We start from the raw sequence: 23,621 nt of genomic DNA on the forward strand, positions 1-23,621 counted from the left end.
TTAATAGCTTGCGCCACTCCCCTATTGAAGAGACAGCTTATGAGGGACCTTATCCAATAAAAAAGCTAGGCTTATTAGCCTAGCTTTTGATACCAACCAAGGCGTTTTACACGCTGGTATGAAGACAACTGACCGAGTGCTGGTCATTGCCAAGCAACTGCGGTTTAGTTTTCGCACACTGTTCCGTCGCAATAGGACAGCGAGTGCGGAAAACACAGCCCGAAGGAGGATGAATTGGCGAAGGTAGATCGCCTTCCAATAGTTGAATTGTTTTACTACGCTCCAACTTCGGATCCGGGATTGGTACTGCTGACATCAGGGCTTTGGTATAAGGATGACTTGGCTTATTAAACAAGGCATCGGAGGTGCCTAGTTCAACCGAATTACCTAAATACATTACCAAAACGCGGTCAGAAATATGTTTAACCACTGATAAGTCATGGGCAATAAAAATAAGGCTCAAGCCCATTTCCGCTTGTAACTCTTTCAGCAAGTTAACCACTTGCGCTTGAATAGAAACGTCCAGCGCCGACACTGGCTCATCACAAATAATCATCTTTGGTTCGAGGATCAGCGCGCGCGCAATTCCAATTCGTTGACATTGTCCGCCAGAAAATTCATGTGGATAACGGTTAATCACGTTAGGCAACAAGCCGACCTTCATCATCATTTTTTGAACCCGCTGCTTGACTTCTTGCTTGTTCAATTTGGGATAAAAGGTTTCTAATGGCTCGGCGATGATGTCGCCAATCGTCATCCGCGGGTTAAGCGAGGCCAATGGATCTTGGAAGATCATCTGAATTTCTTTGCGTTTCTCACGCAGCTCTTTATGTGGCAAGCGAGTTAAATCCTGGCCTAACCACACCACTTTGCCTGCTTCGGCCGGAACCAAACCAATCACCGCTCGAGCAAAAGTCGATTTACCACAGCCCGATTCTCCAACCACCCCTAAGGTTTCACCCTGATAGAGTTTTAATGACACACCATCAACCGCTTTCAAGGCAGCTGCGGGAGTCCAAGGCAATGCTTTTGCATCTTTAATGCGGAAGTATACTTTCAAGTCTACGACATCAAGCAACAAGTTTTTTTCACTCATGCGATTGTCCTCCCGATAAATGAAAATCGTTATGACAAGCACGCTGACGTTGTCCACCAAAATGAGTCAGGATCGGACTTTCATCTAAACAGCGTTGACTAACACGATGACAACGCTCTTGGAAAGGACAACCTTGCGGTAAGCGAAGTAAGTTAGGCGGATTCCCAGGAATGGTCGGTAAAATTTCGCCCTCTGTATCTAAACGAGGGATCGCTTTTAGCAGACCTTCGGTATAAGGGTGGCTTGGGCGATAAAATACTTCTTCTGCAGTGCCATATTCCATGGTACGACCGGCATACATCACCAGTACTTTCTCGCATAGGCCAGCCACAACCCCTAAATCATGGGTAATCATAATAATGGCGGTATTAAATTCACTTTTCAGCTCATTCAGTAAGGTCATGATTTGCGCCTGCACTGTCACATCTAAGGCGGTGGTAGGTTCATCGGCAATCAATAACTGTGGTCGACAAAGTAGTGCCATTGCAATCATCACCCGTTGACGCATCCCACCAGAAAACTCATGGGGATACATCGCCATACGCTTTTCAGCCTCGGGCATTTTAACCGCATCTAACATTCTCAGCGCTTCAACATGCGCTTCTTTATTATTCATCCCTTTATGCAGGCGTAATACTTCTTTAAGCTGCTCCCCCACCTTCATGTAAGGATTAAGAGAAGTCATCGGATCTTGGAAAATCATCGCGATTTTCTCTGCCCGGATGGCATTCAGCTTTTTCTCTGGCAAGTTCAAAATTTGCTGGCCATTAAATAGCGCTTCACCAGTAATGATGCCATTTTTCGCCAACAACCCCATTAAAGCAAAAGCGGTTTGGCTTTTACCCGAGCCTGACTCACCGACAATCCCTAAGGTCTGCCCTGCTTCCAGTGAAAAGGTTAAATCGTTCACCGCGGTTACACTGCCTTCTGGAGTTGAGAACTCCACCCGAAGGTCTTTCACATCTAATAAACTCATTGTTCTACCCTTGCCTTAACGATCTTTAGGATCTAAGGCATCACGTAAACCGTCGCCTACATAGTTAAAACTAAATAAAGTCACTACCATGAATCCAGCTGGATAAAGCAGCTGCCAAATAGCGATTTCCATGGTTTGTGAACCATCTTGTAATAAGGCGCCCCAAGAAGTCATCGGCTCTTGTACCCCTAAACCAAGGAAGCTTAAAAATGACTCGGTTAAAATCATCTGTGGTACCAATAAAGTGGCGTAAACCGCAACGATACCCAATACATTAGGAACAATGTGGCGAGTAATAATTTTCCACTTAGAGACACCGCAAACTTCAGCAGCTTCGATAAACTCTTTATTTTTTAAACTCAGCGTCTGACCTCGAACAATCCGCGCCATGTCTAACCATGACACCGCACCGATCGCCACAAATACTAAGAAAATATTGCGGCCAAAAAAGGTCACCAGTAAAATCACAAAAAACATGAAGGGGATGCCATAAAGAATTTCCAGCAACCGCATCATGACTCGGTCAACCGTGCCGCCCAAAAAGCCGGAGGTTGCACCATATAAAGTGCCAATTAACACCGCAACAAAAGCGCCCATCACCCCGACTAACAGCGATATTTGCCCCCCAAGTAAAGTCCGAACAAACATGTCTCGACCCAAGGCATCGGTGCCAAAGTAATGGCCGCTTTCAATCGAAGGTCCTTGGTGCATCGCCCCCCAGTCGGTGTCATCAAACACAAAGTCACTGAGGTGAGAGCCAAAAATAACCAATAAGGTAATTACAACTAATATGGTTAAACTAACCATCGCAGCGCGGTTGCGCATAAAGCGTATCCGGGCATCTTGCCATAGGCTACGACCTTCAATTTCCAAATTTTGAGCAAACTCGCTAATTGCGTCGCTATTTTGTTTATTGTCTAACATAACAGCCTCTTAGTAGCGAATTTTAGGATCGATAAAGGCATACAGGATGTCTACGATCGCATTAAATAAAATGGTAAAAGTACCAATCATAATGGTTAAGCCTAATACCAAAGAGTAATCACGATTCAGTGCACCATTTACAAACAACTTGCCAAAACCAGGCAAACCAAAAATGGTCTCAATCACCACCGATCCGGTGATAATTCCCACAAAAGCGGGCCCCATGAAAGAGACCACAGGCAGCAAAGCGGGGCGCAGCGCATGCCGTAATACGATATAACGAAATGGTAAACCCTTCGCTTTGGCGGTACGAATAAAGTTAGAGCTCAAGACTTCAATCATGCTACCGCGCATAATTCGGGCAAAAGATGCCACATACAACAACGACATCCCCAACATTGGTAAAATGATGTACTGGATCGCCCCTCCATTCCAGCCCCCTGCAGGTAACCACTGTAATTTAATTGCAAAGATATAAACTAGGGTTGGCGCAAGCACAAATGAAGGCATCACCACCCCCGCCATTGCGGTGGACATGATACTAAAATCCATCCAGGTATTCTGTTTGAGAGCAGCCAGTGTGCCAACCGACACGCCCATCAACACCGTAAAAACAAAGGCGATGGAACCAATCTTGGCAGAGACAGGCAAAGCTTGTGCAACCAGCTCATTCACTGAGTAATCTTTGTATTTGAATGATGGGCCAAGATCGCCTTGAACTAAATTACCGAGGTAAGTCAAATATTGCTCTAACACCGGTTTATCTAAACCGTACTTCGCCTCAATATTGGCTAAGACTTCAGGCGGGAGTGAGCGCTCACCAGAGAAAGGACTTCCTGGAGCAAAACGCATCATGAAAAAGGTAACGGTGATCAATACCAACAAAGTTGGTATTGATTCTAATATTCTTTTAAAGATGAACTTAATCATACTATTTCCAACTATTAAACTCTGTTGTCGCGACTAAGTTCTAGCCACAACAAAATAAGGCACCTTAAGAAAAGGTGCCTTATTATTAATCATCAATTACTGAGCAATGATGTATAGGTCTTTGCTGTACACTTTGTCTTCTGCGTTGTTCATCGGGTAACCACCAACAGTCGGTTTAACCAAACGCGCATTCACGTAGTGATAGATAGGAGCTAAAGGCATATCTTTTGCCAATTGCGCTTCAGCTTGACGGTAGTTGTCACTCCGTACGGCAGGATCAACCGCTACCATTGCCGCATTCATGAAACCATCATAGGCAGGACTATTATAAAACTGGTCGTTATTACCATTGTTACTTTGCATCAACGACAAGAAAGTAGACGCTTCATTGTAATCACCACACCAACCCGCACGAGTCACGTCGTAATTACCGTTGCGACGGTTATCCAAGAAAGTTTTCCACTCTTGGTTTTCTAAGTTAACTTTTACTCCGAGGGTTTTCTTCCACATCGACGCGACTGCAATTGCAATCTTCTTATGGTTATCACTGGTGTTATATAACAAGCTAAACTCTAAAGGTTTGTCTTTGGTGTAACCCACTTCTTCCAACAAGGCTTTAGCTTTCGCATTGCGCTCTTTTTGAGTCCAGGTTGCATATTCTGGTTTGTCGAAATGTAGGCCAGCGACTTTCTGGTGGGCGAAATTGTAAGCGGGCAGTTCACCCTTACCGACGATATATTTTGCAACCGCGTCCCGGTCAATGGCGTAAGACAACGCTTTACGAACACGAACATCATCAAATGGTGCTTTCTTGTTATTAAAACCATAGTAGTAAGAACAGAGGTAAGGCGTCACCTTCAAGGATTCAGGTTGTTCTTTTTGCATCCGTTTAAAGTGTTCGTTAGCCATCTCGTAAGTCATGTCGATTTCACCCGCTAAGAAACGGTTCATATCGGTTACTTGGCTTTCGATAGGTAAATAAGTCACTTTGTTAATCACGGTATGCGCGTTGTCCCAGTAATTTTCATTACGGACCATCACGATTTTTTCGTTCACCACCCACTCAGATACTTTGTAAGCCCCATTACCAACGAAGTTCGCAGGTAGTGTCCATTTATCCCCGTATTTTTCAACAGTCGCTTGATGGACTGGCTTCATGGTGGTGTGTGAGGTCATTGCCACAAAATAAGGCAATGCTTCCGTCAGCTGGATCTGTAAAGTGTAATCATCAAGTGCTTTTACTCCTAACTCAGAAGCCGGTTTTTTACCGTCAATGATGTCTGCAGCGTTAACCATAGTGGTCATTTCTAAAAACCACGAATAAGGTGCAGCTGTTTTAGGATCAACTGCACGTTTGAAGCTATATTCAAAATCGTGAGCTGTCACTGGGTCACCATTTGACCACTTAGCATTGTGACGCAAATGAAACACAAATGTTTTGTTGTCTTTTGTTTCCCATGACTCCGCTGCACCTGGCACCAGATTACCCTGACCATCTTGGTTAACTAAACCTTCTAAAAGCTCACGGATCACATTCGATTCAGGGACGCCTTCGGTTTTGTGGGGGTCAAGAGACGCTGGTTCTGAACCATTGCCACGTACTAACTCTTGTACAGGTGCCAATTTTACACCAGCAGGAACATTGGCAGCATAAGTAGTCATGGCGAATGAGCCGAATATGGCCGCGCCAATTAAGCTACCAATAAGGGTTTTAGCAGTTTTCATTTTAATCTCCATCTCCACACGGTGAGCTACAATGAGCCTAACCATGTAATTTCCATTCACTTTTCATGAATATTAAATCAGTATAATGTTCTGAAAAAACGTACAATCACGCAAGATGCTACACCCGAAGAAACAAAACAACAAATAATAAGTTGATTTTTGTGATTGGCTCAAACTAACTATTTACATAATATGTATGAATTAGTTTATCGCTCCAAGCCTAAGAATTAAGGTGGTACCGAATCAATTCAACATGAAAGCATAACTGAAAGACAAACAGAACAAATGAGATGAAAACAGTAAATAAATTACATTATTTGTATTAAATAATACAAATAGGCCACTATATAGGTAAATAAAACGTTATTTATTTACATTTGTAACTTAGTAACACATGATCTGGATCAAGCTAAAGCAACGAATGGCTATTATAATCGCTGGTGAAAGTTAATTACTAAACCACTCAAGCGTCTATTTAGGGTCTATAATGTGGCAGTTTATTTGACCATTTCGGTTTACTAATTAATTTTAGTTTAAATGAGGAGAACAGGATGCCTGTAGGTAATATAGATGAGTTAAACGCAATGGTTGCTCGAGTGAAGGCAGCGCAAGCTATTTTCGCAACATACAGCCAAGAGCAAGTGGATAAAATTTTCCGCGCCGCGTCACTCGCAGCTTCTACAGCCCGTATTGAACTCGCTCGCATGGCCGCTGAAGAGTCTGGCATGGGCATTATGGAAGACAAAGTGATTAAAAACCACTTCGCTTCTGAGTTCATCTACAACAAATATAAAGATACTTTAACTTGTGGTGTCATTGAACGTAATGAAGAAGGTGGTACCATTACCATCGCTGAACCAGTAGGGATCGTTTGTGCTATCGTACCGACTACCAACCCAACCTCTACGGCAATCTTCAAAGCTTTAATCAGCTTGAAAACCCGCAACGGTTGTATTTTCTCTCCACACCCTCGCGCTAAAAACTCAACCAACTTTGCCGCACAGCTGGTACTAGATGCAGCAATTAAAGCTGGTGCACCTAAGGATATCATTGGCTGGATTGATCAACCTTCTGTTGAATTGTCTAACGCACTAATGAAGCACGATGACATCTCTTTAATTCTTGCTACTGGTGGTCCAGGCATGGTTAAAGCAGCTTACTCTTCAGGTAAGCCAGCAATCGGTGTTGGCGCGGGTAATACACCGGTAGTGATCGATGAAACAGCTGACGTGAAGCGTGCTGTTTCTTCAATTCTGATGTCTAAAACCTTTGATAACGGCGTAATCTGTGCCTCTGAGCAAGCAGCAATCATCGTTGAATCAAAGTACGACGAAGTATTGGCGCGGTTCGCTAAATATGGCGCAGCAGTACTGAGCAAGTCAGACGCAGACAAAGTCCGTAAAGTACTAATGATTAACGGCGCTCTTAACGCAAAAATTGTTGGTCAACCTGCTTATAAAATTGCTGAATTAGCCGGTGTAACCGTACCTAAGTCAACTAAAATTCTAATCGGCGAAGGCTTAGAAGCTTCTTTCGATGATGAGTTCGCCCACGAGAAACTATCTCCGACTTTAGGTGTGTTCAAAGCGAAAGACTTTGAAGATGCGGTTCGCCAAGCGGGTATCGTGTTAGATATTGGCGGTGTAGGCCATACTTCTGTTCTTTATACCGACCAAGATGCAAATGCCGAGCGTATTGCTTACTTTGGCGACAAAATGAAGACGGCACGTATTTTAATTAATACCCCTTCTTCACACGGTGGTATTGGTGACCTTTACAACTTTGAACTTGCACCTTCATTGACTCTTGGTTGTGGTTCATGGGGTGGTAACGCGATTTCTGAAAACGTGGGTCCAAAACACCTAATTAATAAGAAAATTGTTGCTAAGCGAGCTGAGAATATGTTGTGGCATAAACTTCCTAAATCAATCTACTTCCGCCGCGGTTCATTACCTGTTGCCATGGACGATTTAGATGGCAAAAAACGCGCAATGATCGTGACTGACAAATTCTTGTTCAACCACGGTTACATCGACGATCTACGCTCAATCCTTAAAGAAAAAGGTATGGAAGTAGAAATATTCCATGACGTAGAAGCAGATCCAACATTAACCATCGTGAAAAAAGGTGCTCAAGCCTGTCACAGCTATCAACCAGATGTAATCTTAGCGGTTGGTGGTGGTTCACCAATGGATGCTGCGAAAATCATGTGGGTAATGTACGAGCACCCAGAAACTGATTTCGAAGATCTATCAATGCGCTTTATGGACATCCGTAAACGTATTTATAAGTTCCCTAAAATGGGGTCAAAAGCTGAACTTGTCTGTATCACTACAACTTCAGGTACTGGTTCAGAAGTCACACCTTTCGCAGTGGTAACCGACGATGCAACGGGTCAAAAATATCCATTAGCTGATTACGAGTTAACACCGAACATGGCTGTAATCGATGCTAACTTAGTGATGGATATGCCTAAGTCACTCTGTGCCTTTGGTGGTTACGATGCGGTAACGCACGCCATGGAAGCTTATGTTTCTGTTTTAGCGAACGAATACTCAGACGGTCAAGCTCTGCAAGCACTTAAGATGCTGAAAGAATACCTACCAAGCTCTTACAAAAATGGTAAGTCTGACCCTATCGCTCGTGAAAAAGTACACAATGCTGCAACCATCGCTGGTATCGCGTTTGCGAACTCTTTCCTAGGTGTGTGTCACTCAATGGCTCACAAATTGGGTGCAGAATTCCACGTACCGCACGGTTTGGCAAATGCTTTGTTGCTTACCAATACCATTCGTTACAATGCAACCAATACACCAACCAAACAAACCGCATTTTCACAATACGACCGTCCGAAAGCACGGGCTCGTTATGCTGAAGTTGCTGAGCACTTGGGCTTCCGCGAAGGGAATACTGAAGACAAGCTTAATGCATTGTTAACTTGGTTAGACGAACTTAAAGTTGAAATCAATATCCCATTATCAATTCAAGCTGCGGGTGTTCCTGAAGCAGAGTTCCTTGCTAAAGTTGACGAGTTAGCGGTTGACGCGTTTGATGACCAATGTACTGGTGCAAACCCACGTTACCCATTAATCGCTGAATTAAAACAAGTGCTACTTGATTCGTACTACGGTCGTCCTTACGTAGAAACCGAAGAACGTGAAGCAGCTGAAAAAAAAGCGCCCGCTAAAAAAGCAAGCAAAGCAAAAGCTTAATTTTATTAAGTTAATTTCAAAGTGATCATAAAGCCCCGCTGATGCGGGGCTTTTTATTTTTGGTTTCACTCGAAGCTTTGTCATACTTAGCTCAGTATAATACCAATTTGATTCATTATATGATCAACCTATTGCGCAGAATAAATCTGCCGATAACTAGGCATGAAGTGCAGTAACGAATGACTCTGATGACACGATACATAACGCAGTTAGCGCAGATTTAGCCCAGCAAGAATCAACAGATAATGAGTTAGATAGGTATAATAAGCATGTCACCCTTTGGATGAATTGTTATGTCGTTATTAAAAACCGTAAGCTTTGCAAGTTTGTTATTGAGTACCACCACCGTGGCACAGATCCTTCCCTTTGAAGCTGAATATGCAGCAAGCTTTAAAGGGATCCCAATCGCTACTGGCTACCGACAGCTCATAAAACTCAATCACAATGTGTTTCAAATAAAAAGCCGTGCCAGTGCTTTAGGCGGGGGATTTTCCTACGATGATACCTCGCGCTTTTCCTATCAACAGGAGCAGGTGCAAACCTTAGGTTTTGTTCATAAGCAAAAAAGTTTATTTAGTCACTTACAAGCAATTGGTCACCCAGACCGTAAAGGTGGATTAATCGTTGAAATTAATGGCAAGAGTCATCACTTTGAAGCGCCCGAAGACGTAAAACAATTAATGGATACCGCTGGCTTTTCGGTGCAACTACAAAATGACCTAAAAAATGGCCTCACCGATATGAATTATCATTACAACGCCATTGATGAAATTGAAAACTACCGCTTCAATGTCATCGGAAAAGAAACGATCAACACCGAACTAGGTGAATTCAAAACGCTTAAGCTTGAACAAAAAAAGCGGGAAGGCCGCAAAACTTGGTTATGGCTTGCACCAGCGCTTGATTATCAACTGGTGAAAGCAGAGATTATTCGTAATGACAAAAGCTGGGCAACCTTAGAAGCCACTCGAATTACGATTGAACAAAGTTCACCACCAGAGCAGCAAACGGCAAAATCGCTGTAAACAATCGAGCACCTCAACGACGAACTAACAGCACTCTTTGGCTTGTACCAGCTTTATATCAGTAGATTTAGCTTGGCTGTCAAACCAAAAACTTTCCACTTCAGCACTGATCCAATGGCTGAATTGGCGCACCTTTTCTCGCTTTAAATAGGGCTCTGGAGCGACTAAGAAATAGCTATAACTGGAACGCACCGCAATATTCCCTAATTGAACTAAAGTCCCCTGCTGAATGTATTTCCAAGCCAGACTATGTCTCACTAAAGCTATCCCTTGCACAGATAAAGCTCCTTCTAACACCACGTGGGCGCCTTGATAGATTAAGTTGGCTTTGGTAGGACTTTGTTTATAACCCGCCAATTGTAACCAATACTGCCAGTTCATATCTGGGCGAGCATCATCTATCACCGTATGTCCACTTAAGTCATCAAGGGATAAACCCGGGTGTTGCTCAAAGTAAAGCGGATGACAAACTGGATAAATATGGTCATCCATTAGCTTTTCGGATGCTAAACCAGGGTATTCCCCCAACCCGTAACGCACACATAGGTCCACAGGCTCTTGGCGAAAATCAATCAAGGTATCTTTCGGCATCAACATCACCGACAAGTCGGGATGTTGCTGACTAAAATCACCCAAGCGTGGCACTAACCAGTGTTGAGCAAATGAAGGTAGTACCGAAATCGATAAAGTATTTGGGTTAGGATCTTGACTCAGCTGCCTAACTCCATCCTGTAAACTCACAAAGGCTTGTTTCGCATAGTTATATAAAGTGACCCCTTCAGCGGTTAACACGACCTTACGATGCTGCCGCTCGAATAACTTAACCTCAAGTCGCTCTTCCAACTGGCGGATCTGTTGACTCATCGCCGCAGCCGTTACATATAGCCTAGCCGCAGCTTGCTTAAAGCTGCCTAATTCAGCCGCCATATAGAAGCAATATAGCCCTTGCAAAGGGGGCAAACGCTCACTCACTTAAGCTCTCCTTAACTCACAGTCTGTTTAAGTCGTTTGTCAGCCTAACCTAAAATCAAATAATGTTTAAGTGCAAACAGCATAGGAGCATCAAAAATGAATAGACACAGTGGAACACATCAGCAAATGAGTCAGTTTAGAGTTAAACCAGACTTACTTTTAATCCAGCGACTCTGGTTTAGCATCAAGTATTTTGCGGCACACTACGAACAGTGTATTGAGCGCGCCAAGCTGCGTAGACAGCTAGCTAGCCTGCCCGATTACCTACTCAGAGACATTGGTGTCAGTCGTAGGCAAGCCAACATTGAAGCGAGTAAATCCTTTTGGAAAAAATAATTTTGCGTCAAAACGCTATAAGGACAAGGTTTGATTTGTAAAGTTCAGGCCTTGTCCACTGAACAAAGTGTTTTTCACCTACATATTCGGTTAAACTCCGACTGTAAGTGAGCATTTCTATGGGTAAATTTGACATTATCTCTAGCGCGATAAATTTGAGCAAAAGATTGCCCCCATCAAGTCAAACGTATCCTCGAAGGCAATCCCTATCGGATTGATTTAAGCCTTATCATGGCCTCTTGGAAATACACAAACCTTACTGAATCTGCCTTTACACCAAGATAAGCCTTACCTATATGTACAAATGAGTAAGCTTCGGTTTGACTCCAAACATGATTTAAAAGCCGACCGAAAGACATTTCATCTCTAGTAGGCGACCAATTGCTCCAAAGCCAAGCAGCCAAGGATCTGCCAATTGTATATCTATCCAAGCGTAAATCTTTCAACAATAAGCAGGCAAGACATGAAACCAGAGCAAGCAAGCATTTTGATTACCGGCTGTAGTAGTGGCATTGGTTTATATTGCGCTCAACAACTACCAAAGCATAACTATCACGTCATCGCATCTTGTCGCTATTTATCCGATGTTATACGGCTCCAAGAGATGGGCTTAAACTGTATACAATTAGATTTAGCCTGTCAGCAATCCATCGAACAAGGCTGGCAACAAGCCTTGAAAATGGCTAACGGAAAGATAAGCTACCTGTTTAACAATGGCGCCTACGGACAACCCGGAGCGCTAGAAGATCTGCCCACTGAAGCACTGCGCCAGCAGTTTGAAATCAATTTGTTTGGTTGGCATCATCTGAGCCGCTTAGTGATTGCTCATATGCTTGAGCGACAACAAGGACGAATTATCCAGAATAGCTCGGTGCTAGGGCTCGTAGCAATGAAGTATCGTGGCGCTTACAACGCCAGTAAATTCGCCCTAGAAGGGTACACAGATACCCTGCGCCTAGAATTAGCCGATACGCCAATTAAGATAAGCCTGATCGAACCAGGACCGATTATCAGTTCATTTAGAAAAAATGCCAAAATTGCCTTCGAGCAATCAATCAAACTAGAGCAAAGTCGCCACCAAGCAGCTTACCAACATACCTTAAAACGTCTCGGCCAAGAAGGTGCTAGCTCTCGCTTTACCTTACCTGCTAGCGCTGTATTTAACGCACTACTGCATGCCCTAGAAGCGCCAAGCCCGAAAGTTCGCTACTATGTGACCTCCCCCACTCATCTGTTTGCTTTATTGCGTCGTTGTTTACCAGTCACTTGGCTCGATGCAATACTCAGAAAAAGTTAAGTACGCATGATAAAATGGCTTACCTTTTCAATAACGGATTTATTATGTCAACTTGGATAAAGCGTTTAGGTTCGCTGTTACTAATCCTTTCGAGTACTCAGCTGGCTGCTGAGCCTTCACTCTGGGTGGCCAGTAAAGCACAACAACGCCTCTATTTGTTCGGCTCGATCCATTTAGGTAGCGAGCAGTTTTATCCACTACCTGCAGCATTTATCGATGCCTTTAAGCACAGCCAACAACTGATCATCGAAACTGATATCACAAAGCTAAGCGCGAGTGATCAGCAAATGCTGAACACCAGAACACTGCAACCGGCTAATCGCAGCCTCAACGATGATTTAAGCCCTCATTATCAGCAACTGTTAAAGCAACGTAGCCAACAACTAGGTATTTCCGAAACACTATTTAGCAATATGCGAGCTTGGTATGCCGCCATTGTACTCAGCCAATTGCAAATGCAAGCCTTAGGTTTTAAACCTGAGCTTGGACTTGATCTTCACTTCATCGAACAAGCAAAACAACGATACAAGCCAATTATCGCACTTGAGACTTTTGAACAACAATTGGAAGCTTTAAGCAGCCTTGAGAGTATTCAAATTCCTCTCTTACAGCAAACTCTCGATGAATTCGAACAGGTTCCTCAGATGTTCAATCAACTCGTGGAATACTGGAACAAAGGGGATAACCAACAACTATTTGCGCTGCTTGGTGAAGATCCAATGTTCCAACAAGAAGCCGAAATGGTGATCAATAAATTACTCTACCAGCGAAACCAGCAATGGCTGCAACAACTCACCGAACTCAATAACACTAGTTTTGTCGTCGTTGGTGCCATGCATCTATATGGCGAACAAGGCTTACTCAGTAATTTAGAACAACAAGGTTATGTAATTCGTGAAGTTGATCCAAACACAGATTGATCACTATCAATTTGGCTAATATTCAACCAAGTTATGCTCAGGTGACCTCATAAGAAGGAATCTTTAGCATGGATCTTTGGTTAGACTTACTGTTTGGTAATAGCATTGGTTTAATGTCTATTTCGGTGATCGCGATTACAATTGGTTTGATGATTTTTTATACTTATTATTTCCTAAAAAAAATCAGCCAAAGCGAACCACCACAAAAATAAGCGAACGCAGCGGTTGCGCCGCTGCATGCTCTCATCTATAAAGAAGGGACTTCGTTGTTCAGGAGTTCTTTTATGTCTGAAGAATTTGATCTATTTCAGCAAGAAGTTGCTGGAATCAAGCCCTTAAAGCAAGACGCCATCATCGGCAGTAGTGCAACTTTAGATTCCGCCGCAAAGCAGGCTCGTCAATTAGCAGCCCAACAACAGGCAGCGAGTCATCAAGATTACCTTTCACTGGAACAGGTTAAACTATTACGCCCCGACGATCCCGTCAGTTACAAAAAATCTGGACTACAGCAAGGTGTATTCAAGAAGCTCCGTTTGGGCAAATATGAAATCCAAGCCAAGTTAGATTTACACAAACTTCGCCTTGAGCAAGCGCGTAACGAAATTATAAGTTTCATCAAACAGTGCCAGCAATTAAACATTCGTAGCGCATTAATCATTACCGGCAAAGGCGCAAATAGCCAACCACCAGCATTACTAAAAAGCTACGTGAGTGGCTGGCTACCGCAAATTGAATCGGTATTAGCGATACATAGTGCTCAGGCCATACATGGTGGCAGCGGTGCCATCTACGTACTGCTGAAAAAAAGTGAATTACAAAAACTCGATAACCGCGAACGTCATGCTCGCCGAATCCGTTAAATTCACATCGACCAAGGAATAATTATGACAAAGCCCAACGCTTACCAACAACTCTGCCAGCACTTTCAACATCTATCTAAGCTCGCGCATTTAAATGCTATCTGTAGCTGGGATCAAGCGACAATGATGCCTAATGGTGGAAATCAAGCCCGTGCCGAAGCACTGGCAGAACTCGCCGTATTAATCCATCAAAAGTCCACCCATTCAGCAATGCCAGAATGGCTAGAACAAGCCAAACAACTAAACCTAAATCCGCAACAACAGGCCTCGTTACGAGAAATGAAACGTCATTGGCAACAGCAAACTGCCCTCCCCAGCGATCTCGTCAAAGCAAAATCTTTGGCAACCGCACATTGCGAACACGCTTGGCGTGAACAGCGTGGCAACAACGACTGGAAGGCCTTTCAGATTAACCTACAAGCGGTGATGCAATTAGCCATTGAAGAAGCGCAGATCAGAGCCGATAAAACTGGGTTAAGCCCTTATGATGCGATGCTTGATCTCTACGAACCCGGCATGCAAATGCAGCGTTTGGATAAAATATTTGGTGAGTTACACGCCTGGCTCCCCCAACTGATCCAACAGGTCGTCGAACAACAAAAAAGTTGGCCCGCGCTTCAGCTCAATGCGCCCTTTGCCAGTGATAAACAAAAGCAACTCGGCTTAGCAGTGATGAAGAAGCTGCAATTCGATTTTAATCATGGTCGCCTCGATGTGAGTACTCACCCCTTCTGTGGTGGAGTCCCTCAGGATGTTCGAATTACCACCCGTTACGAAGAACAAGACTTTACTCGCTCGCTGATGGGAATAGTGCATGAGACGGGTCATGCTCGCTATGAGCAAAATCTACCTTTAGATTTCCTCGATCTACCAGTGGGTCAGGCCCGCTCAATGGGCATTCATGAAAGCCAAAGCCTATTCTTTGAAATGCAATTGGGTCGCAGTCAGGCATTTATTGAACAACTACTCCCCTTAGTCAATCAGCATTTGTGCCATCAGCAACCAATGCGCTTAAGCGAGCTCAAACAACACTACCTTAAGGTACAGCCCGGTTATATTCGAGTTGACGCCGATGAAGTGACCTATCCTGCACACATCATGTTGCGCTACGAATTAGAACGAGACCTGATTACCCAAAAAATTACCGTGGCTGATATCCCGGAATTATGGGATCTCAAAATGCAACAGTATTTAGGACTATCTACACAAGGCAATTACCAAGATGGTTGCATGCAAGACGTGCATTGGCCTGCTGGTTTAATCGGCTATTTTCCGTCCTACTCACTCGGTGCAATGTATGCAGCACAATTTCACACAGCGCTGGTGAAACAACATCCGGAGGTACCCGCGCAAGTTCAAACCGGTAATTACGATACGGTCTTTGCCTGGTTACAAAAAAACATCTGGTCACAAGCCAGTTTCTACCCAAGCGATGAACTAGTCAGCCGCGCCACTGGCGAAAACTTAAATAGCCAGTATTTTAAACAACACCTTCAAGCTCGTTATTTATAATAGTTGTGACGGCAGCTCGACAATACGGTTCACTGCAAGCTTAATAAATGCAAGCAAGCGATTGTTTACGTGAATGAAATTATTAATAAAACAAAAGCTTGCGAGCATTAACAAGACGACTAGTCGCTCACCATAAGTCACATCAAGCATATTTATCGTGAGCGTTCCCCCAAACTAGGGCTGAACACTCATGAGTGTCCTACCTCATCCGCATCGAGTAATAACCATTCCTCGCTCCTTAAGGGAACTGGGGCTCTCACTTCGCAAATGTCACTCAATGGCCAAATAAACATCTCAGCGAAAAACACGGCTATATCATCCAGCTCACCATTTACCGCGACTTTTTTAAGTAGCGGCAAGGCCGCTATCTGTTCAGAAGCAAAAGCGAGCCGAGTCAAGGGATCGGCGCAGATATCAATGCTTAGTTCAAAATAGCGAGTAAGGTGATTAAAGCGCGAGCATTCAATTTTATCGTCGTTTGGGAATGCTGACGCGAATTGTTGACCTGTCACCGTCATATAAGACCTCAATCTAGTTATACCAGAGCTTATAAGCTATCCATGAGCCCAAACCAAGCTGTCAATTTGCCTACACTTAAGTCTGAAAAAATAGACTCAAACTGGGATATCTAGCTTAAGTCATAAAACCAACCAGTCAAGCTCAAGAATCAGACAATTTGGCTATTTAGCATGCATCAGGCATAATCCTTGGCACATTATAGTATGAGAGTTTCTAGCCTTTATGTATCACGCCGAAATTACCGGATGGGGCAAATGTATGCCTCCTGCACGTCTATCTAACCACGATTTAAGTACTTTTATCGACACATCCGATGAGTGGATAAGTAGCCGAACAGGTATTAAAGAGCGTTGTATATCGCATGTGGATATCGCCGAACTAGCTGCCAATGCAGGTTTGCAAGCTCTCGCTGCGGCAAACTTAGATGCAGCACAACTCGATGCAATTATCTTGTGTACCTGCACAGCTGGAACAACAGTGCCAAACAGTGCCAGTCGCGTGCAACAGCTACTACATGCCGATCAAGCGGCCGTGTTTGACATGAATGCTGCTTGTAGCGGTTTTGTTTACGGCCTACAAACTGCGGCGGCCTTAATTCAAACAGGAGCAATGCAAAGAATATTGTTAATTGGTGCCGAGCGACTCAGTCAATTGCTCGATTGGACCAAGCGCGATACTGCTGTGTTATTCGGTGATGGTGCCGGAGCGGTGATCATCGAAGCCAATGATGATCCAGAAAAAGTTGGATTTTTAGCCGCTAAGTTAGGTTGTGACAGTGAAAAACGGGAAATTTTATCAATTGCGGATTTTGGTACCAACCGCAAACGTTTTAGCGGTGTAGATACCCTGTACAACTTCCAGTTTGAAGGGCCCGAAATCTTTAAACGTGCCGTAAAAGGTATGGGAGAAGCTGCCAGCAATGTCTTGGCTCAGGCACAAGTTGCTAATCATGAACTTAACTTCATCGTGCCTCATCAAGCCAATCTACGGATCATCGACGCTCTCGCCAAACGAATTGGCGCCCCCGATGAAAACATCATGATCAACATTGAAAAATACGGAAACACCTCAGCAGCAACGGTTCCTGTCGCCTTATGTGAAGCCTTAGAGCAAGGTCGAATTAAGCCCGGTGACAATGTCTTATTAGCAGCTTTTGGCGCAGGACTCACCTGGGGAGCGGCCGTTATTCGCTGGGGAAAACGAGTGACGCCAGTCAAACAATCCACCGCCAGCCTGCCCGCTTGTAATCAAAGCGCCTTAGAACTGCTGGCCCCTGCCATCGAAGGTTGCCAACAGGCAAGGAAAGCACAACTCACTTAACTCAGCGCTTCCAGTGTTGCGGTCGAGCCAAGCCATATCAAGTCGACCGAGGATTGCTTTTCAATATTAACGACTTGCAGCAATGGCCATCGATTGATTTAAACCGATGGCCTAGATGTTCTCTGCATGCAAAATCAAGAATAGCCTTGGACCTTAGCTAGCCCTGCTGTTGGCTCACCCCTGCCGATTCAAATGAGGCCATTTGATTGAGAAAGGCGACAGCGGAACAAACCAAGGGATAAGCTAATACTGCGCCGCTCCCTTCACCTAAACGTAAGGACAATTCTAACAAGGCATGAGCATCCATCGCCTTCAATAAACGCTGATGTGCCTGTTCCGCGCTTTGGTGGCAAAACACCATATATTGTTTCACCAGAGGATTGATTTGATAAGCAACCAACGCTGCAGCTGAACAGATAAAACCATCCACCAAAATCACCATCCGCCGACTCGCGGCTTCAAGCATCGCCCCCACAATGGCCGCTATTTCTAAACCGCCAACCTTCGCCAACCATTGTTCGGCCGTATAATCTCCGCGATGATGGTTCATTGCTTGCTCTAATACCGCAACTTTATGTGCCAAACCTTGGTCATCTAAACCAGTGCCTCGTCCAACACAATCGCTAACCGGGAGTCCCAAACAACCAGCCATCAACGCGGCTGCACTGGCTGTGTTGGCGATCCCCATTTCACCGAAAGCCAATAAATTAGATCCCTCTAAGGCCGCTTGACGAACTCTAGCCACTCCAACCTCCATCGCCTGCTCCGATTGCGCTTGGGTCATCGCGTCTGAACTTAAAAAACTTTTTGTTCCAGCTGCCACTTTACAACACGCAACCCCCTCTTCTGAAAGTAATTGGCTAACACCAACATCAACAATCTCAAAAGCAAAACCGTGCTGGCGACAAAATACATTAACCGCCGCACCCCCTTCCACAAAGTTTTGCACCATTTGCGCCGTCACAGCTTGTGGATAAGCACTCACCCCAGCTAAAGCAATCCCATGGTCGGCGGCAAATACAATCATTTTTGCGCGCTGGATCACAGGTTCAAGGGTCGACTGTATCAGGCCTAACTGACAAGCTAATGACTCCAATTGGCCCAAAGAACCTTGTGGCTTGGTCTTCAAATCAATCTTATTTTGCAGTGCCTCTGCCAAACCAAGCTGCAAAGGCTCAATTACAAATTTAGTACGCAAATTCAATTCCCTAGCAATCATAATACCTCGTTTAAGCTTAACTCGTTTAAGCCTTAGCTTTAACCAAAACATGTATTTATCAAAGATTAACTTGTCCCTAAGCAAGCCAGCCATAGATCGCAGATGAAGGCTTAAAAAAAAACGATTTACAATACAAGTTTTCACTTTCTATTGCTCGACATCTCAAAGTCACCGCCTAAAAGAAAGCCGCTAACGAACGAACTCTAAGCAATTTTCAGCTGTGTTATTGCCAACTTCTTGCTACACTTCGCCCTCAGTCAAATTAGAGGTTCCAGAGTGTTAGTTTGCCCTTGCGGTAGCGGCTTGAACTTTGTTCAATGTTGTCAACCCTATATCAGCGGCTTATCAAGCCCGACTCATTGTGAGCAACTAATGCGTTCCCGCTATAGTGCCTATACTCTGGGTGATGCGAACTACTTATGGCAAAGCCATCATCCGGACTTTCGTCCAAGTGAGCAGCCCTTAGCACTCAACGCCGAGGAAGCGACACAATGGGAGAAACTCGAAATTTTATTTAGTTGCGACCGACTCGATGGCAACAGCGGAATTGTGGAGTTTAAAGCTCATTTTCGCGAGCAAGGCCAACTTAATATTTTGCATGAACGCTCTAATTTCACAAAAATTGCTGAACATTGGTTTTATACCGATGGTGTATTTTCTCCTTCACCCTTGGCTCGCAATGCTGCGTGCCCCTGCGGGAGCGGGAAGAAACTGAAACAGTGCTGTAAAAAATCTTAACTTTAAAGCTGAATAAATCGAAAACACCATGGAAAGAAAAATTCTTTTAACCGAATGCCCAGATGCCAAAGGTTTAATCTCAACCATTACCAACATCTGTGCCAAGCATCAACTCAACATTATTAAAAATAACGAATTTGTCGATAATGAAGTGGGACGTTTCTTCATGCGTACCGAGTTAGAAGGCTATTTTAACGACCAAACTTTGCTCGCTGATTTAGACAATGCACTACCTATTGGCAGCGCCCGTCGTTTAGTCGGGGCCGGACGCAAGCGCATCGTGATCATGGTCACCAAAGAAGCACATTGCTTAGGCGATTTACTCATGAAAGCCGTATACGGTGATATGAATGTTGAAATTGCCGCAGTTGTAGGCAACTACGATATCCTACAAGCGCTCACTGAGAAATTTGACATCCCCTTCCATTACATTAGTCATGAAGGATTAAAACGTGAGCAACATGAACAGCTGATCATTGAAACTGTCCAACAATATCAACCCGACTATGTGGTACTCGCTAAATACATGCGGATCCTCACACCAACATTTGTCGAGGCGTTCAGCAATAAGATCTTAAACATTCATCACTCGTTCTTGCCAGCTTTCATTGGTGCTAAACCTTATAAACAAGCCTACGATAGAGGGGTTAAAATCATTGGCGCTACCGCTCACTTCGTGAATAACGATCTAGATGAAGGTCCTATCGTAGAGCAACACGTGATTCATATTGACCATACCTACAGCGCGCAAGAAATGGCAAAAGCTGGGCGAGATGTAGAAAAGTCGGTATTAAGTCGCGCCATGCAACAAGTGCTCGATGAGAAAGTATTTGTTTACGGGAATCGAACTGTAGTTTTTCGCTAATTATAATATTTAACTTTAAGCGGCTTCGAATAATCGAAGTTGCTTAGTACTTGATAAATTTCACTACCTTTTACTTCTACATCGGGTATGACTTGCAGTGGTTTACTAGCCGCGCCATGTTTTAACCGCGTCAGTAGACTCACGTTATTCATGACCTCTTCACGAACTCCATCGAGCGTATCGTCCGCGCAGGCGGCATAACCATTTAAGGCTTGCTCCAAACGAATGGTATCAATTGAGCCCTTTTGTAAATGCTGACTCCAATTCGCCTGCACTTCGAACTCATCAGCCTGAGCAATTAGAGGGCGAGCTTCACGAAGCTGCAATTGAGCTCGCAGATCTTGCTGTACTTGTTCGGCCGCAGGTTTTTGCATGGAAAATTGAGCCTGATCGCAAACGTTTTGGCTCAACATACTCAATAGCAGATGAAAATGAGCAAGATCACCCTGCTGAGAGCAACGATTAAGCGTATCGCCTAACTGCAACTCATCACACAAACTATGATTTCTTATCTGCTCAACTAACATTGCGCCCCCTTCTACTGATTACCTATATCGGTAGAAAGACACAAAACTTTAGTTCACATTCACGAAATGAACAGATATTAAGCAAACAGTCTTAAGCTATAAAATTTATCGCCTTTTTTACTTTACAGCTTAACAAGTTCTGGTAATATGCCGCTCCACAAGCAGGAGGGGTTCCCGAGTGGCCAAAGGGAACAGATTGTAAATCTGTCGCGAAAGCTTCGGTGGTTCGAATCCACCTCCCTCCACCATCTTGATAAAAAAAGACACTTTAGGTGTCTTTTTTTATGTCTTAAATTTAGCATCATGCTTGATAACCTCTCAGTAATGCCGAGCAAGTAATATGCTCACTAAGTTATGGCGATGCTGCACAACAATCAGGTTAACCTTCATTTTAACCGAACCCAAGTAAACCGCTCATGAATAGATTTTAAAATAAGACAGAAAATCAGTAGTTAGATTTGCAACAGAAGATAGAAGATAGAAGATAGAAGATAGAAGATAGAAGATAGAACGAGAAAATATTTAGGACTAAGCGCCAAACAAATACGCCAAGCTAACTTAGCTTGGCGTTCCAACCAAATACGGAAAGTAATAAACGGTAAATAGACTAACTCACTGAGAGGTTAAACAACAATGTTGTAAATAAAACCACTCAACTAAGGCGGTCCAGCCATCTTAAGAATATAATTCTCAAGATCTGTAACTTTCCGACCTTGGATCACTCCAAGTTTGGCTTTGACTCAGTGTTGACAAGCTAAAAAACTCATCAACGCCTTAATAGTAAATCAAGCACTGCTAGTTTGGCAAGGTTTTATAAATGATAAGCTTAAGCAGCTAGGCCGCTATACTTACACAGCTTCAACCTTGGCAAAGTTGTGCTAGGATATCGAAAAAGGATTAGATAACACGGTAATGGCAACGCAATACAACTATAGCGGAAAAAAAATACTCATCGTTGATGACCAGCGCGCTTTTCAAGTGATGCTTAAAGCCATGCTACAAAACTTTGGAGCAAGCGATGTCTATTTTGCGACAACTGGAGAAGCGGCCGTTAAAGCTTGCCGAAAACGAAAGTTCGACATTCTATTGGTGGATTATAATCTAGGTACAGGTAAAAACGGCGGACAATTACTAGAAGAGTTACGCGTCAGCAAACTACTCGAAGTGGATGCATTATTTTTTATTATTAGTGGTGATAATAATAAGAGTATGGTGCTCAGCGCACTTGAAATGGAACCTGACGAATTTATTACCAAACCATTTTCACAGTTTCAATTACACAATCGCTTAGCCAGAGCCCACCTGAAAAGACAGTCCTTACGTGATATTTATCACGCACTGGCCGATAAAAACTATAGCAAAGTAATTGAGCTATGTGACCAACAAATCGAGAAAGAGAGTCGTTACAGCAACTACTGTAAAAACTTAAAGGTAGAAGCACAAATTGCTTTAGGGGAATATGAAAACGCCAAACTAGCGTTAGAGGCGATCCTAAAAGAGCGAAAACAAACTTGGGCCAAAGCGACCTTAGGCCGGGTATATCTGCTACTCGATGAAAATAAAAAAGCAATTGATACGCTCAGCCGCTCCATCGCAGAAAGCCCACTGTTACTCACCGCATATGACTGGTTAGCTCGAGCCTACCGCGCTGAGGGAAATATCGAAAAAGCCCTGGAAACCGTGCTAAAAGCTTCTAAATTAGCCGTAAACAGCCTTGAACGCCAACAACTATTGGCCTCGCTAGCGATTGATGCTGGAGAACTGAGTTTAGCGAAAGAAACATTCTCAACTATTTTGCAATTGGCACGCCGCTCTATTCATCGGGGGCCACATCATTTATGTAACTATGTACGAAGTTTAATTGATGAAGCCCAAGGCGAAGAAGACCTATACCGTAAAAACCGCTTACTACAAGAAGTAAATTCAGTGCTGTTTCATGCCAGACGAGAAGAAGGCAAAGACGAAGACTTTAATTTCGATGCTTTCGAAGGGATCAGTCAAGCAAGAGTACACGCGACCAAAGGCGAATTAAACAAAGCTAAAAGACTCTTGTTTAGCAGCAATGATGGCCTACTCGACTCTCCGGAAAAAGTTGCGGTTGAGTTACTACCCGATACCTTCCTCACCTTAAATTCAGTGGGAGAGTTTGAATATGCAATGCCCTTTGCTGAAGAGTTAGAAAAACGCGATAATATTGATCCAATATCGCTATCCTCAGCACATAAAGTTTTAAAAGATGAGGACTTTGAACAGAAACTTGGGCTGTTTCGCGAATACAACAAAATGGGCATTGATGCCTACGAAGAACAACGTTATGACGAAGCGACAAGCCACTTTGACAAGGCCCTGCAGGTCGCACCGGGAAACACCGGGGCTATTCTCAATAAAATCCAAGCGATTTTGAAACAAATCAATCTCTCAGATAAGGGCGTCAGTGGGCAATTGCTAAACGATTGTAAAGTTACCATCAAATTACTCGATGGCTTGAAGCTCAACGAAAATCACGCCGAGCGTTACTCAACGCTAAAGAACGAATTTCAGCAGTTTGGTAGTAAAAACAAAAGTTAATATATTGTTTTTATTGAACAACTTTAGCATTTTCTATCAAGGTAGATCTCACAGCTCTAATTTTTGGCTTACACTTAAAT

Annotated in this window: 21 protein-coding genes, 1 tRNA gene and 1 riboswitch; of the genes, 13 read left to right on the forward strand and 9 right to left on the reverse strand. The window is 43.7% G+C overall.

Features of this window, described 5'->3' with window-relative positions; translation table 11 throughout:
- Positions 1–106: 106 nt before the first annotated feature.
- From oppF to ACRRS0_RS15615, 5 genes are all read right to left on the reverse strand, one after another.
- Positions 107–1,096, reverse strand: coding sequence for a murein tripeptide/oligopeptide ABC transporter ATP binding protein OppF (oppF, locus tag ACRRS0_RS15595; RefSeq protein WP_432452284.1), 990 nt, complete (start codon positions 1,094–1,096; stop codon positions 107–109).
- A complete protein-coding gene (oppD, locus tag ACRRS0_RS15600) occupies positions 1,089–2,072 on the reverse strand; it encodes an oligopeptide ABC transporter ATP-binding protein OppD (RefSeq protein WP_432452283.1) in 984 nt (327 codons plus the stop codon). The genes oppF and oppD overlap by 8 nt, the downstream gene beginning before the upstream one ends.
- Positions 2,073–2,087: 15 nt before the next feature.
- Positions 2,088–2,996, reverse strand: coding sequence for an oligopeptide ABC transporter permease OppC (oppC, locus tag ACRRS0_RS15605; RefSeq protein WP_432452282.1), 909 nt, complete (start codon positions 2,994–2,996; stop codon positions 2,088–2,090).
- 9 nt (positions 2,997–3,005) lie between these two features.
- Positions 3,006–3,926 carry an oligopeptide ABC transporter permease OppB gene (gene oppB / locus ACRRS0_RS15610; RefSeq protein WP_432452281.1) on the reverse strand — a complete coding sequence of 307 codons (921 nt, stop codon included), beginning with the start codon at positions 3,924–3,926 and terminating at the stop codon, positions 3,006–3,008.
- 96 nt (positions 3,927–4,022) lie between these two features.
- Positions 4,023–5,651, reverse strand: a complete 1,629-nt coding sequence (locus ACRRS0_RS15615) for an ABC transporter substrate-binding protein (protein WP_432452280.1) — start codon at positions 5,649–5,651, stop codon at positions 4,023–4,025.
- Between the two features lie 551 nt (positions 5,652–6,202).
- On the opposite strand from ACRRS0_RS15615, the gene adhE reads away from it, so the two are divergent.
- Both adhE and ACRRS0_RS15625 read left to right on the forward strand, forming a co-directional pair.
- On the forward strand, positions 6,203–8,863 hold the full coding sequence (gene adhE / locus ACRRS0_RS15620) for a bifunctional acetaldehyde-CoA/alcohol dehydrogenase (RefSeq protein ID WP_432452279.1): 2,661 nt from the start codon (positions 6,203–6,205) through the stop codon (positions 8,861–8,863).
- 293 nt (positions 8,864–9,156) lie between these two features.
- Positions 9,157–9,888, forward strand: a complete 732-nt coding sequence (locus ACRRS0_RS15625; RefSeq protein WP_432452278.1) for a DUF3108 domain-containing protein — start codon at positions 9,157–9,159, stop codon at positions 9,886–9,888.
- A gap of 24 nt (positions 9,889–9,912) precedes the next feature.
- On the opposite strand, the gene ACRRS0_RS15630 is transcribed toward ACRRS0_RS15625, so the two are convergent.
- Positions 9,913–10,860 (reverse strand): LysR substrate-binding domain-containing protein, encoded by a 948-nt coding sequence (locus ACRRS0_RS15630; RefSeq protein ID WP_432452277.1) that lies wholly within the window; start codon positions 10,858–10,860, stop codon positions 9,913–9,915.
- 96 nt (positions 10,861–10,956) lie between these two features.
- Here ACRRS0_RS15630 and ACRRS0_RS15635 point away from each other — a divergent pair, with 96 nt between their 5' ends.
- From ACRRS0_RS15635 to ACRRS0_RS15660, 6 genes are all read left to right on the forward strand, one after another.
- Positions 10,957–11,196, forward strand: coding sequence for a DUF1127 domain-containing protein (locus ACRRS0_RS15635; RefSeq protein WP_432452276.1), 240 nt, complete (start codon positions 10,957–10,959; stop codon positions 11,194–11,196).
- Between the two features lie 463 nt (positions 11,197–11,659).
- On the forward strand, positions 11,660–12,493 hold the full coding sequence (locus ACRRS0_RS15640; protein ID WP_432452275.1) for an SDR family oxidoreductase: 834 nt from the start codon (positions 11,660–11,662) through the stop codon (positions 12,491–12,493).
- 44 nt (positions 12,494–12,537) lie between these two features.
- Positions 12,538–13,413: a TraB/GumN family protein gene (locus tag ACRRS0_RS15645; protein ID WP_432452274.1), complete on the forward strand. Its 876-nt coding sequence runs from the start codon at positions 12,538–12,540 to the stop codon at positions 13,411–13,413.
- Between the two features lie 68 nt (positions 13,414–13,481).
- The gene (locus ACRRS0_RS15650; RefSeq protein ID WP_432452273.1) at positions 13,482–13,625 is read left to right on the forward strand and encodes a DUF3149 domain-containing protein; all 144 of its coding nucleotides are present in this window, start codon (positions 13,482–13,484) and stop codon (positions 13,623–13,625) included.
- A gap of 72 nt (positions 13,626–13,697) precedes the next feature.
- Positions 13,698–14,273 (forward strand): DNA endonuclease SmrA, encoded by a 576-nt coding sequence (smrA, locus tag ACRRS0_RS15655; RefSeq protein ID WP_432452272.1) that lies wholly within the window; start codon positions 13,698–13,700, stop codon positions 14,271–14,273.
- A 24-nt stretch (positions 14,274–14,297) separates the two neighbouring features.
- A complete protein-coding gene (locus tag ACRRS0_RS15660; RefSeq protein WP_432452271.1) occupies positions 14,298–15,785 on the forward strand; it encodes a carboxypeptidase M32 in 1,488 nt (495 codons plus the stop codon).
- A 188-nt stretch (positions 15,786–15,973) separates the two neighbouring features.
- On the opposite strand, the gene ACRRS0_RS15665 is transcribed toward ACRRS0_RS15660, so the two are convergent.
- Entirely contained in the window at positions 15,974–16,303 is a 330-nt protein-coding gene (locus ACRRS0_RS15665) for a hypothetical protein (RefSeq protein WP_432452270.1), read from the reverse strand.
- Positions 16,304–16,526: 223 nt separating this feature from the next.
- On the opposite strand from ACRRS0_RS15665, the gene ACRRS0_RS15670 reads away from it, so the two are divergent.
- The gene (locus tag ACRRS0_RS15670) at positions 16,527–17,624 is read left to right on the forward strand and encodes a ketoacyl-ACP synthase III (RefSeq protein ID WP_432452269.1); all 1,098 of its coding nucleotides are present in this window, start codon (positions 16,527–16,529) and stop codon (positions 17,622–17,624) included.
- Between the two features lie 157 nt (positions 17,625–17,781).
- On the opposite strand, the gene cobT is transcribed toward ACRRS0_RS15670, so the two are convergent.
- On the reverse strand, positions 17,782–18,822 hold the full coding sequence (gene cobT, locus ACRRS0_RS15675; protein WP_432452268.1) for a nicotinate-nucleotide--dimethylbenzimidazole phosphoribosyltransferase: 1,041 nt from the start codon (positions 18,820–18,822) through the stop codon (positions 17,782–17,784).
- 297 nt (positions 18,823–19,119) lie between these two features.
- Between cobT and ACRRS0_RS15680 the strand changes: the two genes are divergently transcribed.
- Both ACRRS0_RS15680 and purU read left to right on the forward strand, forming a co-directional pair.
- The gene (locus ACRRS0_RS15680; protein WP_432452267.1) at positions 19,120–19,581 is read left to right on the forward strand and encodes a YchJ family protein; all 462 of its coding nucleotides are present in this window, start codon (positions 19,120–19,122) and stop codon (positions 19,579–19,581) included.
- Positions 19,582–19,609: 28 nt separating this feature from the next.
- Positions 19,610–20,446 (forward strand): formyltetrahydrofolate deformylase, encoded by an 837-nt coding sequence (purU, locus tag ACRRS0_RS15685; protein ID WP_432452266.1) that lies wholly within the window; start codon positions 19,610–19,612, stop codon positions 20,444–20,446.
- Here purU and ACRRS0_RS15690 read toward each other — a convergent pair.
- Positions 20,443–20,973, reverse strand: coding sequence for a VC2046/SO_2500 family protein (locus ACRRS0_RS15690; RefSeq protein ID WP_432452265.1), 531 nt, complete (start codon positions 20,971–20,973; stop codon positions 20,443–20,445). The two genes, purU and ACRRS0_RS15690, sit on opposite strands and share 4 nt — an antisense overlap.
- A gap of 164 nt (positions 20,974–21,137) precedes the next feature.
- Between ACRRS0_RS15690 and ACRRS0_RS15695 the strand changes: the two genes are divergently transcribed.
- Positions 21,138–21,221: transfer RNA gene (locus tag ACRRS0_RS15695), tRNA-Tyr, on the forward strand.
- Positions 21,222–21,630: 409 nt separating this feature from the next.
- Positions 21,631–21,717: riboswitch (cyclic di-GMP riboswitch) on the reverse strand.
- Positions 21,718–21,885: 168 nt separating this feature from the next.
- Positions 21,886–23,541, forward strand: a complete 1,656-nt coding sequence (locus ACRRS0_RS15700; protein WP_432452264.1) for a response regulator — start codon at positions 21,886–21,888, stop codon at positions 23,539–23,541.
- The last annotated feature ends 80 nt before the right edge of the window (positions 23,542–23,621 follow it).

The organism is Agarivorans sp. QJM3NY_29 (genome assembly GCF_050870835.2).
Taxonomy (GTDB): domain Bacteria; phylum Pseudomonadota; class Gammaproteobacteria; order Enterobacterales; family Celerinatantimonadaceae; genus Agarivorans.

Bases quoted from the DNA above. Each gene is read 5' to 3' on its own strand.
- oppF (WP_432452284.1), bottom strand. From the start codon at position 1,096: ATGAGTGAAAAAAACTTGTTGCTTGATGTCGTAGACTTGAAAGTATAC.
- oppD (WP_432452283.1), bottom strand. From the start codon at position 2,072: ATGAGTTTATTAGATGTGAAAGACCTTCGGGTGGAGTTCTCAACTCCA.
- oppC (WP_432452282.1), bottom strand. From the start codon at position 2,996: ATGTTAGACAATAAACAAAATAGCGACGCAATTAGCGAGTTTGCTCAA.
- oppB (WP_432452281.1), bottom strand. From the start codon at position 3,926: ATGATTAAGTTCATCTTTAAAAGAATATTAGAATCAATACCAACTTTG.
- ACRRS0_RS15615 (WP_432452280.1), bottom strand. From the start codon at position 5,651: ATGAAAACTGCTAAAACCCTTATTGGTAGCTTAATTGGCGCGGCCATA.
- adhE (WP_432452279.1), top strand. From the start codon at position 6,203: ATGCCTGTAGGTAATATAGATGAGTTAAACGCAATGGTTGCTCGAGTG.
- ACRRS0_RS15625 (WP_432452278.1), top strand. From the start codon at position 9,157: ATGTCGTTATTAAAAACCGTAAGCTTTGCAAGTTTGTTATTGAGTACC.
- ACRRS0_RS15635 (WP_432452276.1), top strand. From the start codon at position 10,957: ATGAATAGACACAGTGGAACACATCAGCAAATGAGTCAGTTTAGAGTT.
- ACRRS0_RS15640 (WP_432452275.1), top strand. From the start codon at position 11,660: ATGAAACCAGAGCAAGCAAGCATTTTGATTACCGGCTGTAGTAGTGGC.
- ACRRS0_RS15645 (WP_432452274.1), top strand. From the start codon at position 12,538: ATGTCAACTTGGATAAAGCGTTTAGGTTCGCTGTTACTAATCCTTTCG.
- ACRRS0_RS15650 (WP_432452273.1), top strand. From the start codon at position 13,482: ATGGATCTTTGGTTAGACTTACTGTTTGGTAATAGCATTGGTTTAATG.
- smrA (WP_432452272.1), top strand. From the start codon at position 13,698: ATGTCTGAAGAATTTGATCTATTTCAGCAAGAAGTTGCTGGAATCAAG.
- ACRRS0_RS15660 (WP_432452271.1), top strand. From the start codon at position 14,298: ATGACAAAGCCCAACGCTTACCAACAACTCTGCCAGCACTTTCAACAT.
- ACRRS0_RS15665 (WP_432452270.1), bottom strand. From the start codon at position 16,303: ATGACGGTGACAGGTCAACAATTCGCGTCAGCATTCCCAAACGACGAT.
- ACRRS0_RS15670 (WP_432452269.1), top strand. From the start codon at position 16,527: ATGTATCACGCCGAAATTACCGGATGGGGCAAATGTATGCCTCCTGCA.
- purU (WP_432452266.1), top strand. From the start codon at position 19,610: ATGGAAAGAAAAATTCTTTTAACCGAATGCCCAGATGCCAAAGGTTTA.
- ACRRS0_RS15690 (WP_432452265.1), bottom strand. From the start codon at position 20,973: ATGTTAGTTGAGCAGATAAGAAATCATAGTTTGTGTGATGAGTTGCAG.
- ACRRS0_RS15700 (WP_432452264.1), top strand. From the start codon at position 21,886: ATGGCAACGCAATACAACTATAGCGGAAAAAAAATACTCATCGTTGAT.